Origin of the sequence: Pseudoalteromonas obscura, from assembly GCF_030135505.1 — a bacterium.
Classification (GTDB): domain Bacteria; phylum Pseudomonadota; class Gammaproteobacteria; order Enterobacterales; family Alteromonadaceae; genus Pseudoalteromonas; species Pseudoalteromonas obscura.
The window spans coordinates 425,960-442,005 of the sequence record NZ_JASJUT010000002.1; the positions used below are offsets into that span (position 1 = coordinate 425,960).

Below are 16,046 nucleotides of genomic sequence, written 5' to 3' on the forward strand. Positions count from 1 at the left end.
AGTGAATTCAAGCAAATATAAATACAGATGCTTGCCATTCTATCATGTTGAATGCCATTTTCTGCCAGTACTTTAAGTTTGATAACTGACAGATGCAGTCACCTGACCACTATTAATAAGACTTCTATAATCTTTGTTTAAATGCTTTATAGAGCAGTTTAGCGGATGATTAAGGCTATGAAGGCCTACCCAAGCATTTCGATGCTCTTTTTTAGCCATGTATAGCCCATTGTCTGCCAATTCTATCACTTGTTCCCAACTTAATGATTTATTTGCACCATTGGTCAAAGGGTAAGGAGCAAAACCTATCGAGCAAGTCACCTGAATAGCCTGTTCATTCACGACAAACGGGAAACACTCTACTTGTCTTCGCACTCGCTCTACAGCCTCAATTGCTTCATTGTGGGTCATATTTGGCATTACAATTAAAAACTCTTCCCCACCCCAACGGATCACCAAATCACCTTCACGCGTACACTGTTTTAAAATATCAGCCACAGTTTGTAGCACAAGGTCGCCAGCGGCATGTCCATAGGTGTCATTCACCTTTTTGAAGTGATCTATGTCCAATAAACAAAATATCATCTCTTGCTTTTCGCTTTGTGGCGAAGATTGAGGTTTTATCTGTGCGTCAATGACACTGAAAAAGTAGTGACGATTATTTAATCCAGTTAAGCTGTCTGTAAAGCTCAGTGCTTGCAGTCTTTTATTGCGCTCTGCAAGTTCCGCTGTACGCTCTGCAACCTGCTGCTTTAACGTTATTAAATAGCGTTTGTTTTGCCATCTCCAATAACCAAACCCTAAAACCAAAGCAATGAGTAAAAGCCCCAACACACCACGCTGTTGCGCAAGATGTGCATTGTCGATCTGTTGCTGGTGCTGGATCAATTGTTGCGCTTGTAACGCATTGTCTTTTTCCAACACACTTAATTGTTGTTTTTGTGCCGCGAGAGAATATTGCGCCTCTAGTTGCAGGAGTTTGTTGTTGCGCTTTTGCAAGTTAAGCGCTTGCTGAGAAAGCGCAAAACGCTTGAGATACAAATGCGCCTGCTCAAAATCTCCCAATTGCGCATAGGCACCAGCCAACACTTTTTGCAGCTTGGACTGCTCCGTTAAAAAGCGCGTGCCGAAGGTTTCATTTAACGCCAGCTTGGCAGTATGTATCGCAGAGGTAAATTCACCAGCCTGCAAATAAGCAGTCGCATTCATAAGCTGATAACGTACTCTCAGGTGTAAATTTTGGCTCAATTCTGATTTGTTTATATAGTTTGAATTCATCAGCAGACGCGCCTTTGGATACGCCCCGATACTCAAATAAGCCCATGCCCTGGCTAGTGCGAGTTTACTCGATAGCCCTCTAAATTCTGACAGTGAATGTTTGCTTAAAGTCGCGAGTGCTTGACGGTAACTTCCTTTAAGCAAATACAGCGAACCTTGCCACAACACATATTCCCCCATTAATTTTTTTGATTGCTCTGCATCAATGCGGGTTGTGATCAACGTATAAGCACGAGAGAGTAACTGCTGCGCATACCGGAAACGTTCCAAATCCATTTCCAATTGTGCCAGAGCAAGATAGATTTGTACTTCAAGTATGGGGGAATCCAGATTTTTCGCGATGGCCAGCGCATCGTTGTGGAGTACTAGGCTGTGTTTGTAATCACCAAAGTGTTGTCGGATCAACCCTTCCAGCAATAGTGAGCGCGCCTGTAAGTGTTTTTCCCCAAGCTGCCTAGATTGTTCTCTCAACACGCGTACTTGTGGTAACAAATTGAGATCGTAATCTTCTTCTAGGCTATCGGTTAAATGCAGTAGCATCTTAGATAAATCTTCTCGTTGAGAGGGGGTTGCTTCGGTGTTGATATTCGCCCAAGCGCTAACACTCAGCAACCAATAACTCACGATTAAAAGCAGCTCTTTTTTCATGGCTCGACCTGACTTGAAGAGAGCATTTGTTGATTGACGTATTCCCAGTCTTTAACGAGGTGATTGATAAACCCCGATTGGTGTAAGGCTTTATCGAGCACACCCTGAGCCCGTAATATTTTTAATCCCCTGTTAAGCGCCGCAAAAATCATTTCCCCCTGAGGGTGTTTTTTACTGACAATAAAATGCCGTGAGTCCGGCAACATCATTTTAATATTCTGAATAGGAACGTATTCCCGCTCTTCAAAATTTAGCAATAGATTTTGGCTAACACTAAAATTGATCAACATCGCGTCAACCACTTCGGTTTCTACCATATTGAGCATGGTTTCCCAAGGTCCGATAAAGCTCACAATATTTATATCGGTATTATTTAGTGCCCGCCAGTCCACTCGCCACCTTGGATTTGCAACAACAGTTAGCTGTTCCAACTGCTCTTGCGGTAAGTTTTGCAATGCTACATTTCGCTTAGTAACGTATAGACCGGCTTCATATTGACCAAATTCAACCACAGCATCACTCACATAGAGTGAGCCCCTATAGTTAATAATATCTTCATGCCAAACACTGCGCGCCAAAATCAGGCTTTCACCCGAAAGCATATCTGAAAACTCCACGATATTTACAGAGGGTTTAGGGTTGAAGATCACCTCTCGTGTCTCTCCCCCTAAAAATAGCGCCTGCTGTAAAAGGACCATTTCAATAATCTCAATATGTGACCCTTTTGTCGTCGGATAAAAAGACTGCACATCCAACGGTGAGCGGCCGTTGAGAAATTCGGCATAGCGCTGACTGAAGTTTTCACTGCTCATAATATCAACCACCAGTTGATTGTGAGCATACAGGCTACCAGTATAAAAAATGAGCCACAGCCATATCAGCCGCTTCATGCTTACCCCGCATTCGAATCAATATAATCCAAAGTATACTAAAACCACTCTCGACATGTTAACTAAAAACCAACATAAAAATAAGCTTTTTTCACTAATAAAAAGAATAATATTCCATAACAAACCCGTAAAAACGGCTAAGTCAAAGTATTCATAGGACTTTCTGAATAATGAGATTAATTTAAGAAAAGTACACTCCAATTAAGCAAAGGTTTTGCCTAAAAGGAGTGTTTCAGGGAGTTACACAGAGCGGGTGGCAGTTGCGGGTGAAATGTTTGCAGCGCTGTATGCGGTGGGGACAACAGCTATCAAACTTGCAATACAAACACTGATACCACCATATAAAAAGTATTCCAACGGTACAGAGTCTAAGCGGAAAAGTTCCATGAGTTTGACATTTAAGAGCACGGCAAAAAGGCTGCCAAATACTACTCCGATCCCAACAACAACAAGGTTTTCAATAATATAAAACCTCATAATATGTAACTTACTCGCTCCTAGCGCCCTTCTTGTACCAATTTGACGACGTCGTTTCATCAGCGTGAAACGTGCCTGTCCAAATACCCCCAACATAGTTAACATGACTAGTCCAATTGTGACACCAATCAGTATGCTCAACGAAGACTTCATGGCTTTGTATCCTGTTTCGCGAGTATATTTGAACGTGTGAAGATCTGCTACGAACTTACCCGGCTGTTGCAACAACAGATTGCGCACATCTTCCATAGCCTGTTCAAGCTGCCCCGCTCTGGCTTTCACCAAAAATCTATTTTCACCGGAAAAGCTATATACAGGGAATACAACACTGCGTTCATTTCCTTTCCAATCAGGCCAAGTAGCAATTAACTTGTCGATAACGCCAACGATTTGGTACGGACGGCCATTCATATAAACTATTACACCTACTGCAGCTGACCAGTCTTCAGGCGACACGTGCTCAGCCATTGCTTTTGTGACGAGAATTGAGTTGGAGAGTTCACTGTAGTCTTGATTAGAAATCTTCATCTCACTATCTTCAAACCCTCGGCCCATTATTACAACCAAACTCAGAGTCTTCATAAACTCATCGGACATACTGTAAATACCCGCGTAGGCGATAAAACTATCAGGGTCTTCAGACTCATTAAATTGCAACCCTAATCCCCATCCCGCCAATGGTATTGAGTTTGTTGTCACCACACTTTCAACACTGTTTAGCGCTTTAATACCCGCCAAATCTTGCTTTAAAAGTGCTTCATATGCCTCAGACTCAACCGGTAAATTAGTGCGAAATGAAAAAAGTACATCTTCACCAAGTCCACTTGGCAAATTTATCTCATGCAACTTAGACATGGCCATATAGTAGATATTGATCAAAATCGTAAATGCCACCGCGATTTGTATGATCAGTAATGTCGGGCCCGTTTTATTTTTCCACAGCGTTTTAAGTATGGGTGCGAAATCCTTCATCTACTGCTCCTATAAACTTTTAAGCTGACTGGATAGCTGAACACGGCTCGTCCGATATATTGGCCATAATCCAAATAGCAGCGAAGTACTGACAGCCAATGCAACAGTAGATACCATTAAAGTTATATCCATCGTCATTACATTGACATGATACTCAGGGTACATATCTGTCAAAGCTGAGAGCCCTAACTGAGTTAACAATAAACCAATCACACCACCAAAAAAGCCAATCAGTGCCGCTTCAAAGCCAAATTGCACTGTAATATTTTGCTTAGACGCCCCCACGGCCCGGCGCAGGCCAACTTCGCCACCTTTTCCATGGAATTTTGTCATCATCAAACTCATTACATTGCATAGACAGGCAAATAAAAATGCCAACGCAAAACCGATGCCTATCTTATTTTCTTCACTAACAGCGCCTTCCTCTTCAAGGTACTCAGTAACAGACATCAAACGATTAGGCTCAGGTCGCGCAAATCTGCCTACTTTTCTTTGCTCCTCAGTATAGTCTTCCATAAACTTGAAATATTCATGCTTTTTATCTTCAGATTCAAACTCAACCCAAAACCTTATCCATGCGCATTCTGACAACATGACTTCCTGCAAAGTTGAGCTTGGGCCGTCACCCCAGCAATACCATCCCATTGTTGTTGGAGAAAAAAAGTTGTTTTGAATTTGTGACTCAAGCGGGACAAAAAAAGGCAACGTCGGGCTGTACATGTCATAATAGTTGACATAAAACTTAGGCGTAGGTTGCCAGTCATCAATCACGCCAACAACTCGATACAAATGAGTACCGACAATAATATGCTCTCCAACTGAGTTTGCCCCTTGAAACAGACGATCATTTTCTCTTTTCGACAACACAATGACTGATTGACCTTGCTGATCAGCTTCCTCACTCCAAGTACCGCCATAGATAAAGGGAGCACCAAACACACTAAAAAAATGTCGGCTTGTTGAACGTATTTGATGTAGTTGCGCATCAATAACATCCTCGTTTTCCGCTCTAACTGCCGAATTAAATGAGACAAATGGCACATGCTTATCAGCTTTATTCGCAGCCAATAAAGCCATCGCATCTTGATACGTTAAAAGAGAGGGAATATCTACCTCACCGTTTTTTCTGTAACCTATTGGCTGTGAAGGGTCCCAAGAATTTAGATGTACCATTGCTACACGCTCACTTTTATGGGGTAATGGATTTTGACCCATCATGTACCCGACGGTGATTGTTGTCATAGAAGCAGCTATGCCGATAGCGATCGTGCCTATCATCAGCAAACTCAGCAATGGCGTTTTTTTTAAGCTAAGCCAAGCTAGCTTGAAATAATACTTGCCCATTATCTGCACCTCTAAGCTGATATAGCGTGTTTTTGCTCACTCAGATTTCCATCTCGTATCTCTACGATACGGCCAGCCTGCTGAGCTTGCTCCATATCGTGGGTGACCATTAAAATGCTAGTCCCCTGCTTATTAATATCTTTGAGTAGCGCCATAATACCGTCGGCCATTTTAGAATCTAGGTTACCAGTCGGCTCATCGGCGAGTAAGAAGGAGGGACTACCCGCAAGTGCACGGGCAATAGCAACTCGCTGCTGTTGACCACCAGACAACTGTTGAGGGTAATGCGACTTTCGTCCAGCAAGACCGACCTGCTCAAGTGCGTTGAGCACACGTTCCGTTCGCTCTTTAGCGCTAAAATCTCGATATCTTAACGGCATTTCAACATTGTCGAATAAGTTGAGCTCGGGAATTAGATTAAAGCTCTGAAAAATGAAACCAATTTTTTGGTTTCGCAATGAAGATTTATGCTTGTCGGATAATCCGGTCGTGTCTTGGTTATCCAATAAGTATTGCCCTTGCGAGTGTTCCTCTAATAACCCAGCAATATTTAAAAATGTTGTTTTTCCAGAACCTGAAGGACCTACAACTGCAACAAACTCACCTTGTTGAATGTCGAGATCAAACGGCTGCAGCGCCTGCGTCTTAACCGTATCCGTGGTGAAGGACTTTGCTACTCCTCGCATTTTAAGCATGATATTTCCTTTAACTTTGTGTACTTATTATTCTACAGCATTTCACTATACTTACTGACTACAACGGGTCGTGAAAAAGAATATAGCTTGCTGTTCCTTAAGCATTTATTATATTTCATTCTCAAACTGAGCAATTAAGTACCCAAAAAGAGCACTCAAATTATTGTAGACTAAAAAAGACAAAATAAACACAAAATTAATATTATATTTACCGAAAAATAAAGTGCAGGGCAAGTTGTCATCGTAAATATAAATGCATAAAAGAGTGGCCAACAAAAGCAAATAAATAAAGTTTGCTATTGAACCAATTGCTGCACATGCGCTTGCAAAAAGATCACGCTGAACGTGTCGCTTCAGTTGGTGAAATACTCGCTGTTTTAAGCACAGGCTGAAGAACTGCCAATACGCCAGCCAAAAGTACAACAACCACACCAATGAGCAAATAGTGCGCAGGTACGGGAACTAGGCCAAAATGCATTACCAGTAAGTTATTCGCGACAATGGTTAACCCTAAGCCAAACAAAATACCACACACATTAATACAGAGGTTCTCCAGCATAAAATATCTGATTATTTCATTCCGGCTAGCTCCTAACGCTCGCCTAATACCAATTTGTTTTTGTCGCTTTAGGATTGTATAGCGAGTTTGACCGAATACACCCAACATTATGATAATGGACAAACCAACAATCACTATTTTAAGCGTATTATAAGCCGCTATCTGCGGTTGATATGCCCAAGCTCTTGTTTCAGTGATCTTCATAAAGTTGTCAATATCTCTACTGGGATCAACTAAAAGCAAATCCTTCACATCTCTAATACTTTGATCAAGCAACCCCTTATGCGCACGCACAATAAAGCTCGCATCCGTCATCATAAATAGTGTGGGAACCAAGAAGTTGTTATTTTTATACCCCCAGAAACTCCAAGGGCCAACTAACTGTTCAACAATGCCTCTAACAGATTGTTCTTTGTCATTCAAATACAGTGTTTTACCTAGTGCTTGGCGCCAGTCATTTGGATAAAGGTCCTGAGCTAAAGCTTTGGTGATCACCACACCAACAGGCTGACTCAAACCAAAATCTTTCAACGCTCGCTCATCAGACAAGGTAAACCCCTCACCGGCGATCAGCTTTAACCCCATGGTTTCAATCATTTGATGGCCACCCGCATACAGGCCTGCTTTTGAATCATATTCATGTGTGCCTTGTTTTAATCTCACTTCCATACCCGCTCCACGGTGGGACAGCGGTATGGAGTTAACCGTGACAACCTCCTCGACGCTATCTAACGCTCTGATAGCATCTAGATCTCGATATATGCTGGCTACTCGCTCTTCTGGTGAGCCATGCAGAGACATTTGAAACGAAAATAAAACATCTTCATCTAAGCCGCTCGGATTAGTAAACTCTGAATGCTTCTGTACAAGCATAAAAACCGAATTAACGAGTATTGTGAATGCAACTGCAATTTGCAATATCAACAAAAGAGGTGCTGTTTTGGCATACAACAATGATTTAAGAATTGGTTTAAGATCCTTCATTTAATTGACCTATAAGCTCTTCAATTGGCTTGATGGCTGAATTTTACAAGCTCTATATATTGGGTACAGGCCAAAAAGCGAACTCGCAATCACAGACGACAATAAGGTGGTTACCATCAACTCAACGTTCATTGTCATGAGTGCCGGGTTTAAGTGACTGTATATTTCAGCTGTGATGATCAGACCCAAATTTGCCAATAACAAACCCATAACTCCGCCTAAAAGACCTATCAGAATCGTTTCACAACCAAATTGCCAAGCAATATCTTCCCTACTTGCACCAACCGCTCTTCTTAATCCAATCTCAGCCCCTTTGCCATGAAACTTTGTCATCATTAAACTCATACAGTTGAGTAAACAGGCGACTAAAAAAGCCAATGCCAGCCAAACTGCCAAACGACTATCTCCGGTCACAACTTTATTGTGTTTTATAAATTCTGGTACATTGAGCACTCGGTTCATTTGCTCACGTTGAAAACGTCCTAAAGCTCGTTGCTCCATCGCGTAATTATTCACAAAATCAAAATACGCTTCGCGCTGAGTTAAAGATTCAAGCTCTACCCAGAAGTACAGCCATACACATTCTGAAGTGAGCATAGAGCTAAATTTGTTCATCTCAAAGTCGCCCCAGCAGTACATACTAACATCACTTGCTGCAATCCATTCATTATCAATATTGGAGCGAAATGGAATGAACATATCTCTGACATCCATAAATGCATCATGGCTCTCAAGGTAAAATCGAGGCAGTACCACCCAATCATCCAATACGCCAACTACACGATATAAAAGCCCACCAATTAAGACTTCTTCTCCAACTGAATTTAGACCGTTAAAGAGTTTCATATTGCGCTTTTTCGACAATACAACTACCCGTTCACCTTGTTCGTCATCGGACTCTGCCCATCCAGAACCATATAAAAACGGTACTTCAAACATATCAAAAAATTCATATGTGGTTGCCCGCAACAAGGTTGATAGCGCTTCGCCCGGTGGCTGACTTGGGGAACGACTCATTGTTTTATGGCTGCCAATAATTGTTTGGCGCTTGCCTTTTTTTTCGTTGTATAAGTTCATTGCATCTTGATAAGTAACAAAAATGGGAATTTCTTCTTTTCCATCCACCATTCTGTACATGCGCGACGGATCCCATGAGCTTAAATGAACAGTAAATAACCGCTCACTTTTACTGGGGATTGGATCTTTTGTCATCATGTAGCTAACAGTGTATGTGACCATGGTCGCAGCAATGCCTATTGAAATAGTCGCTATCATTAAGAAACTTAACAGAGGTGTTCTTTTGAGACTAAATACCGCCATGCGTATATAGTAGTACAGCATGTTATCTCCTGTTCAGCGGTGGGTGTAGCACTAACATAATTTTTATAATTCTATTGCTCAGACACGCATGCTTAAGCTCAAACCCTTTTAAAAATACTCACATCGAGCAAATAGCTAACCAAGGGGGGAAAGGCACTATAGATTCCAACTTACTAGCGACAAGTTGCTTAGTATATTTATCCACAATGATAACTGGCTCGCTGCCTAAAGCCTTTCAGACATAAGTGAGTTATATAGAGTATCCCAAGTATGTGATTATTATTGGTAAATGATATTCTAAACACAATTACGCCTAAAATTCCTTCGTGTGTACCTAAGCTTTCCATCGCCCATATGTAATGCAGTTAAGCACTCGTCGAACTGAACCGTAAACATTTGAGGTTTATTTAGGGGTAATTTTTTTCTTCGCTGGTTAGGCTAACAAAAACCAAATAGATACACAATAAAAACCCAGAAACAACAAAGTTAACAGCTTCGTTATAAAAGAAGAAAAATTATATAGGAAAATGTTGCTCTACGGGGCGTATATAGGGCGATTTTCAATTCAAGATTGCCCTAGCAATCAATATTTAGAATGTGGCTATTTAGCCAAGTATTTATTTAACCCCATCTTGCAGCATAGTGTTCGATACAACGCTCTTTTAAAACACCGTCGCGGATCTCAATAGCTCGTTTGGCTTGTTGCGCCAACTTTAAACTGTGAGTGACCATTAAAATCGTGGTACCACACTGGTTAAGGGACGATAAAATAGCCATAATATCTGCGGCATTTTGCGAGTCTAAATTGCCAGTCGGCTCATCAGCTAATATGAGTGAGGGTTTACCAACTAATGCACGCGCAATGGCTACCCTTTGCTGTTGGCCACCAGACAACTGGTTTGGTTTACAGTTAATTCTGTCACACAGTCCAACTTGCTCTAGTAATGACATCACGCTGGCACGGCGCTGCTTGGCAGGCACCCTGCTGTAGCGCAAAGGGATCTCCACATTATCATAGACATTTAGTTCGGGAAGCAGATGGAAGCCCTGAAAAACAAACCCAATATCAGAGCTTCGTAATCGAGATTTTTGTTTATCACTGAGTGTCTTTACGTCTTTATCTAAAAAAGTATATTCGCCAGAGCTGGGAGACTCTAATAAACCAGCAATATTTAAAAAGGTCGTTTTTCCAGAACCAGACGGGCCGACCAACGCAATAAAATCCCCCGATGAAACTTGCAAATTAAAAGGTTGTAATGCTTGAGTAACCACGGTGTTTTCTTCGTAATTTTTAGTAACACTGGAAAAATTAAGCATATACACTCACTACTTTACCACTAAATTTATACTATTCATTACGATGAAAAACCGACACCCATCAGCAATATAATGAGAGAGGCTGCAAAAAGTACAGCCTGAAAGGCAATGAATACGCAACTGCATAGTTAAAAATATAACACGGCAAAAGCTGTATGCAACCCGCTAAATTCATTAAAAAAACACTAAGAATACAGCAAAAATGACTTGTTAGAGCAGTTACCCCCTAACAAGCCCACTGGATAGGTTTAAGTATCGTAACCAAGATTAGGAGACAGCCAACGCTCAGCCTCTTCTATGGTCATATCACTACGGCGGGCGTAGTCTTCAACTTGATCTTTTTGGATGGTAGCAACTGCAAAATACTTAGCGTCAGGATGTGAGAAGTACCAGCCAGAAACAGCTGCACCTGGCCACATTGCATAAGAGCTCGTTAGCTTCATACCGATGCGGTTTTCAACATCTAACAACGACCAGATTTTTTTCTTCTCCGTGTGCTCAGGACATGCTGGGTAGCCTGGTGCGGGTCTAATACCTTGGTAGTTTTCGCGAATAAGCTCTTCATTAGTTAACGACTCATCAGCAGCAAAACCCCAGTACTCCTTGCGAACCTGTTCGTGTAAGTACTCAGCAAAGGCTTCAGCTAGCCTATCTGCCACCGCCTTGACCATGATCTTATTGTAATCATCTTGCTGCGCATCAAATGCATCCGCCAGATCATCCTCTTCAAGACCACCTGTGACTGCAAATGCGCCAAAATAATCGTCAATGCCCTTTGGTGCAACGTAATCAGCTAAACAGTAATTTGGAAAATCTGTTTTTTCCGTTTGTTGACGCAATTGACACGACTTACCAATCACCTCTGTTCGAGATTCATCGGCGTAAATTTCGATATCATCGTCTACTCGGTTGGCTGGGAATAAACCAATTACGCCTAGCGGTTGCAACTTACCCGTTTGCTCTAATTCATCGAGCATCGCATTGGCATCAGCAAATAGCTTTTTAGCTTCTTCACCAACTATTTCATCCTCTAAAATACGCGGGTATTTGCCTGCCAAAGACCATGTCATGAAATAAGGAGTCCAATCTATATATTGACGTAAAGTGGCGATGCTAACGTCTTTAAACTCAGTCACCCCCAACTTTTTAGGTTTAGGCGGTGTGTAATTATCCCAGTCTAACTTAGTGGCATTGTCCCGAGCACGGGCTAAAGTCACAGGCTTGGAACGCGGTTTTTTACGCGCTTGCTGCTCACGAACCTTAACGTATTCACTAGCCGTTTTTTCCAAAAATGCGGGCTTTTGCGTATCACTTAGTAAACTCGACACAACCCCTACAGCTCGGCTAGCATTATTTACATAAATAACGCCTTTGTCGTACTGAGGCTCAATTTTAACCGCCGTATGCGCTTTAGATGTGGTTGCACCGCCAATTAACAGTGGAATATCAAAGCCTCGACGTGTCATTTCTTTTGCCACGTGTACCATTTCATCCAGTGAAGGGGTAATAAGACCAGACAGGCCAATAGCGTCTGCTTTTTCATCGATGGCCGTTTGCAGGATTTTTTCAGCAGGCACCATCACACCTAAATCAACTACTTCATAGTTGTTACACTGCAACACAACACCCACGATGTTCTTACCAATATCGTGTACATCGCCTTTCACAGTGGCCATGACTATTTTTCCGTTGCTCGCGCCTTCTTCCTTCTCAGCTTCGATAAATGGGTCGAGGTAAGCCACCGCGCGCTTCATTACACGGGCTGACTTGACTACCTGAGGCAAGAACATTTTACCAGCACCGAACAAATCACCGACCACATTCATGCCATCCATGAGTGGCCCTTCGATTACCTGAATAGGTTTGTCGAAGCTGAGACGGCACTCTTCGGTATCTTCATCGATATACTCAGTGATCCCCTTAACAAGGGCATGCTCTAACCTTTTTGCAACTGGCCATGTACGCCACTCTAAGTCCTCTTTTTTCTCAGCTTGCGCCATACCTGAGTACTTAGGTGCAATATCAACTAAGCGTTCGCCCGCACCGGGATCAGTGTTGAGGATCACATCCTCAACAGCATTTCTCAATTCAAGTGGAATATCGTCATACACCGCCAACTGGCTTGCGTTTACGATCCCCATATCCATACCCGCTTTTATGGCATGATATAAAAATACTGAGTGGATCGCTTCACGAACTGGGTTGTTGCCTCGAAACGAGAACGACACGTTAGACACACCGCCTGATACCTTACAGTGGGGTAGATTTTGCTTTATGCGGCGCGTGCCTTCAATAAATTCAACGGCATAGTTATCATGTTCTTCAATACCGGTGGCAACGGCAAAGATATTCGGATCAAATATGATGTCTTCTGGTGGAAACCCCAGCTCATCCACAAGAATTTTGTACGAGCGCTGACAAATCTCAAACTTACGATCTGCCGTTTCAGCTTGACCGACTTCGTCAAACGCCATAACAACAACAGCTGCACCAAAACGTTTTAATATCTTGGCTTGGCGCACAAACGGCTCTCTGCCCTCTTTTAGCGAGATAGAGTTAACAATGGCCTTGCCCTGGATACATTTCAGACCCGCAACGATGACATCCCATTTAGAGGAGTCAACCATGATAGGCACTTTTGAAATTTCAGGTTCAGAAGCAATAAGGTTCAAAAACTTCACCATCGCCATTTTTGAATCCAACATGGCTTCATCCATGTTGATATCAATCACCTGCGCGCCTCCCTCCACTTGCTCTCTCGCAACTTCTAGGGCCGTTTCGTAATCTTCTTCTAAAATGAGACGTTTAAAGCGTGCTGAACCTGTGACATTGGTTCTTTCACCCACATTGGTAAATACAGCGGTAGATTGCGTCATAATGATACTTCCTAATTCAGATTACAGGCTTCAAGACCTGACAAACGCATGCGAACTTCAAGCTCAGGAAGCTTACGCGGTGACACAGGGCTCAACCCTTCAGCAAAGGCCTTAATATGCTCCGGTGTCGTCCCGCAGCACCCACCAACAATGTTAATAAAGCCTTCATTGCCCCAATCAACAATCTCTTTACTCATCTCGTCAGCTTCTAAGTCGTACTCACCAAATTCGTTCGGTAATCCAGCATTAGGGTGCACGGAAGTGAATGTTTCACATACCCGAGATAACTCTTCCACATATGGGCGCAATAGATCTGGGCCTAACGCACAGTTAAGCCCAATAGAGATAGGCTTAATATGTCGAATTGAATTGTAGAATGCTTCTGTCGTTTGCCCTGATAGAGTTCGACCTGAAGCATCTGTAATTGTACCCGAAATCATTACTGGCAACCTAACCCCAGCTTGCTCAAAAGCCTCTTCAACTCCGTAAGCCGCCGCTTTAGCATTAAGGGTATCAAATATTGTTTCAATCAAAATAAGGTGCGCTCCCCCCTCGATTAAGGCAAGGGTAGACTCAATGTATGCTTCCACCAGCGCATCAAAAGTCACGTTGCGATAGCCTGGATCATTCACATCGGGGGAAATAGAGCAGGTTTTTGATGTTGGTCCCAAAACACCGCCAACATAGCGAGGCTTGCTCGGATCTTTGGCGGTAAATTCATCACAGACTTCACGTGCCAATTTGGCCGACTCAAAATTAATCTCTCGGCTTAAACTCGCCATGTCATAATCTTCCATTGAAATGGTAGTCGAGTTAAAGGTATTGGTTTCGATAATGTCAGCACCCGCTTCAAGGTACTCTCGGTGAATTTGCTTAATCACATCAGGCTGAGTCAAACTTAACAAGTCATTGTTGCCTTTGATCAATACATGCCAGTCTTTAAAGCGCTCTCCACGGTAATCTTCTTCCTCAAACTTATGTTTTTGGATCATGGTTCCCATAGCACCGTCTAAAATAACGATGCGCTCTTGCATCGTCTTTTTCAGCGCTTCAGATACGGCTTGGCCATCGACAGGCTCAAATGGCACACTGTTATTCGGCATAATTGTTAGTCCTTACGTCTTGGCTAACGAGATTAATATCGTACGGAGTTGTTTGGTAAACATAATAGTTTAACCAATTTGAAAATAATAAAAAGGCGTGACTTTGCCACGTTTTCGATGGCTTAACTCCCGAGTCATTGTTTGGGAAGTAGTTGTCTGGCATAGGGGCATCTGGTCCATTTTGCAGATCTCGCAAGTACTCTTTTTGCAATGTATCCGCATCATACTCTGGATGTCCCGTAATATACACTTGGCTCCCTGTATTATTCTTAAGTAGATAGGCCCCGACTTGTTCTGAACCGGCCAATACCACTAAATCTTCTTTGCGATTGATTTTCTCAATATCAATATGACCATATCGGGAATGGGGCACTAAAAACTCATCGTCAAACCCACGTGTTAGTGCGCCGTGATCAAAATAAACTCGGTGTTTAAATACGCCACAAAGTTTTTGCTCTTTTAATTCTCGTTTCAATCCATGATGGTGATATAAGCCTGCATGAGCGGCCCAACAGGAAAATAGAGTTGAAGTGACATGATGTTCGGCCCAGTCAAAGAATGCTTGTAGCTCTTGCCAATAGATCACATCTGAATACTCTAAATGCGCCAAAGGTGCACCTGTGACAATCAAAGCATCGTAGTTTTCGTCTTTAACTTCTGAGAAGTAACGATAAAACATATTCAAATGTTGTTCTGAGTTTTCTGAACTGCGATGTGTGTCCAACCTGAGCAAATCCACATTTACTTGCAACGGCGTATTTGCCAATAAACGAATAAACTGAACCTCTGTCTCTACCTTATTGGGCATTAAGTTCAAGATTGCCAACCGCATAGGACGGATCTCTTGAGACATCGCGCGACTTTTCGGCATCACAAATACATTTTCGTGACGCAACCTCGCAATGGCGGGTAATTCGTCTTTAACAGTGATCGGCATGAGACCCTCCCCAGAATAGACAAAACTAACTGTAATATATTGGCTGACATTATGAACGAACGCCATAAAATTTCAACTTCTAGATGTTCAGACGTCTAAATTAGAGAATTCCCGAATATGCCATTGGCAAAAACGAGCAGGTAAGTCTCTATTTCTCGAAACCGTCTCAATACCGTCAAAAATGAGAAAGGGAAAATTGAATACAAAATAAGGGTTGAAACTCAGTGAGTTGAGTAAATTTAATTCTCAAAAATGTGAAATTTAAATTTGGCGGGAGTGTGAGGATAAAGGTTGAAAGGATAAAGGTTGAAAGGATAAAGGTTGAAAGGATAAAGGGTGAAAGGATAAAGGGTGCCAGAACAAATAGCACCCTGTCATGCAAGTAGATGATTAACCGAAATAACCGTACCCTAATACGACACTTACTATCAGCCCTGCTGAAGCAAAAATCCCATATTCAATACTCACTTTTAGACGTTGCTCTCCGACAAACAGCTTTGACTCAGTCATAGCCATGATCAAACAAGATATAAACATACAAAAGCTCAAAAGAATTAAATTAATTTGAATCGCATCGAGGATCATTATGTTCTCCAACAAGTGGCCACAGGCCGATTTAAGCACACGACTATTTCAACACAACAGA

12 protein-coding genes are annotated in these 16,046 nt (G+C 42.3%); all 12 read right to left on the minus strand.

All coding sequences use genetic code 11. From position 1 onward, the window contains the following. Positions 1–72: 72 nt before the first annotated feature. Positions 73–1,926 (minus strand): tetratricopeptide repeat-containing diguanylate cyclase, encoded by a 1,854-nt coding sequence (locus QNM18_RS05995; RefSeq protein ID WP_284136660.1) that lies wholly within the window; start codon positions 1,924–1,926, stop codon positions 73–75. Continuing rightward, positions 1,923–2,816: a hypothetical protein gene (locus QNM18_RS06000; RefSeq protein WP_211009742.1), complete on the minus strand. Its 894-nt coding sequence runs from the start codon at positions 2,814–2,816 to the stop codon at positions 1,923–1,925. Before QNM18_RS06000 ends, QNM18_RS05995 begins: the two co-directional genes overlap by 4 nt. A gap of 240 nt (positions 2,817–3,056) precedes the next feature. Then, positions 3,057–4,265, minus strand: a complete 1,209-nt coding sequence (locus QNM18_RS06005) for an ABC transporter permease (protein ID WP_284136661.1) — start codon at positions 4,263–4,265, stop codon at positions 3,057–3,059. A gap of 9 nt (positions 4,266–4,274) precedes the next feature. Further along, the gene (locus QNM18_RS06010) at positions 4,275–5,609 is read right to left on the minus strand and encodes an ABC transporter permease (protein WP_211009744.1); all 1,335 of its coding nucleotides are present in this window, start codon (positions 5,607–5,609) and stop codon (positions 4,275–4,277) included. A gap of 11 nt (positions 5,610–5,620) precedes the next feature. Continuing rightward, the gene (locus tag QNM18_RS06015) at positions 5,621–6,304 is read right to left on the minus strand and encodes an ABC transporter ATP-binding protein (RefSeq protein ID WP_023397052.1); all 684 of its coding nucleotides are present in this window, start codon (positions 6,302–6,304) and stop codon (positions 5,621–5,623) included. Between the two features lie 334 nt (positions 6,305–6,638). Further along, complete coding sequence (locus QNM18_RS06020) at positions 6,639–7,847, minus strand: ABC transporter permease (RefSeq protein ID WP_211009745.1); 1,209 nt, start codon at positions 7,845–7,847, stop codon at positions 6,639–6,641. 9 nt (positions 7,848–7,856) lie between these two features. Next, entirely contained in the window at positions 7,857–9,188 is a 1,332-nt protein-coding gene (locus tag QNM18_RS06025; RefSeq protein ID WP_284136662.1) for an ABC transporter permease, read from the minus strand. Positions 9,189–9,788: 600 nt separating this feature from the next. After that, complete coding sequence (locus QNM18_RS06030; protein WP_284136663.1) at positions 9,789–10,484, minus strand: ABC transporter ATP-binding protein; 696 nt, start codon at positions 10,482–10,484, stop codon at positions 9,789–9,791. A 248-nt stretch (positions 10,485–10,732) separates the two neighbouring features. Continuing rightward, positions 10,733–13,360 carry a methionine synthase gene (gene metH / locus QNM18_RS06035; protein ID WP_284136664.1) on the minus strand — a complete coding sequence of 876 codons (2,628 nt, stop codon included), beginning with the start codon at positions 13,358–13,360 and terminating at the stop codon, positions 10,733–10,735. An 11-nt stretch (positions 13,361–13,371) separates the two neighbouring features. Continuing rightward, positions 13,372–14,394, minus strand: coding sequence for a homocysteine S-methyltransferase family protein (locus tag QNM18_RS06040; RefSeq protein ID WP_417714792.1), 1,023 nt, complete (start codon positions 14,392–14,394; stop codon positions 13,372–13,374). 58 nt (positions 14,395–14,452) lie between these two features. Then, positions 14,453–15,400, minus strand: coding sequence for a homoserine O-succinyltransferase (locus tag QNM18_RS06045; protein WP_284136665.1), 948 nt, complete (start codon positions 15,398–15,400; stop codon positions 14,453–14,455). A gap of 390 nt (positions 15,401–15,790) precedes the next feature. Beyond that, entirely contained in the window at positions 15,791–15,937 is a 147-nt protein-coding gene (locus QNM18_RS06050; protein ID WP_284136666.1) for a hypothetical protein, read from the minus strand. Positions 15,938–16,046 lie beyond the last annotated feature (109 nt).

What these genes read in the sequence shown, in the direction of transcription:
- QNM18_RS05995 (WP_284136660.1), bottom strand. Translation starts at nt 1,926, where the DNA reads ATGAAAAAAGAGCTGCTTTTAATCGTGAGTTATTGGTTGCTGAGTGTT.
- QNM18_RS06000 (WP_211009742.1), bottom strand. Translation starts at nt 2,816, where the DNA reads ATGAAGCGGCTGATATGGCTGTGGCTCATTTTTTATACTGGTAGCCTG.
- QNM18_RS06005 (WP_284136661.1), bottom strand. Translation starts at nt 4,265, where the DNA reads ATGAAGGATTTCGCACCCATACTTAAAACGCTGTGGAAAAATAAAACG.
- QNM18_RS06010 (WP_211009744.1), bottom strand. Translation starts at nt 5,609, where the DNA reads ATGGGCAAGTATTATTTCAAGCTAGCTTGGCTTAGCTTAAAAAAAACG.
- QNM18_RS06015 (WP_023397052.1), bottom strand. Translation starts at nt 6,304, where the DNA reads ATGCTTAAAATGCGAGGAGTAGCAAAGTCCTTCACCACGGATACGGTT.
- QNM18_RS06020 (WP_211009745.1), bottom strand. Translation starts at nt 7,847, where the DNA reads ATGAAGGATCTTAAACCAATTCTTAAATCATTGTTGTATGCCAAAACA.
- QNM18_RS06025 (WP_284136662.1), bottom strand. Translation starts at nt 9,188, where the DNA reads ATGCTGTACTACTATATACGCATGGCGGTATTTAGTCTCAAAAGAACA.
- QNM18_RS06030 (WP_284136663.1), bottom strand. Translation starts at nt 10,484, where the DNA reads ATGCTTAATTTTTCCAGTGTTACTAAAAATTACGAAGAAAACACCGTG.
- metH (WP_284136664.1), bottom strand. Translation starts at nt 13,360, where the DNA reads ATGACGCAATCTACCGCTGTATTTACCAATGTGGGTGAAAGAACCAAT.
- QNM18_RS06040 (WP_417714792.1), bottom strand. Translation starts at nt 14,394, where the DNA reads ATGCAAGAGCGCATCGTTATTTTAGACGGTGCTATGGGAACCATGATC.
- QNM18_RS06045 (WP_284136665.1), bottom strand. Translation starts at nt 15,400, where the DNA reads ATGCCGATCACTGTTAAAGACGAATTACCCGCCATTGCGAGGTTGCGT.
- QNM18_RS06050 (WP_284136666.1), bottom strand. Translation starts at nt 15,937, where the DNA reads ATGTTTATATCTTGTTTGATCATGGCTATGACTGAGTCAAAGCTGTTT.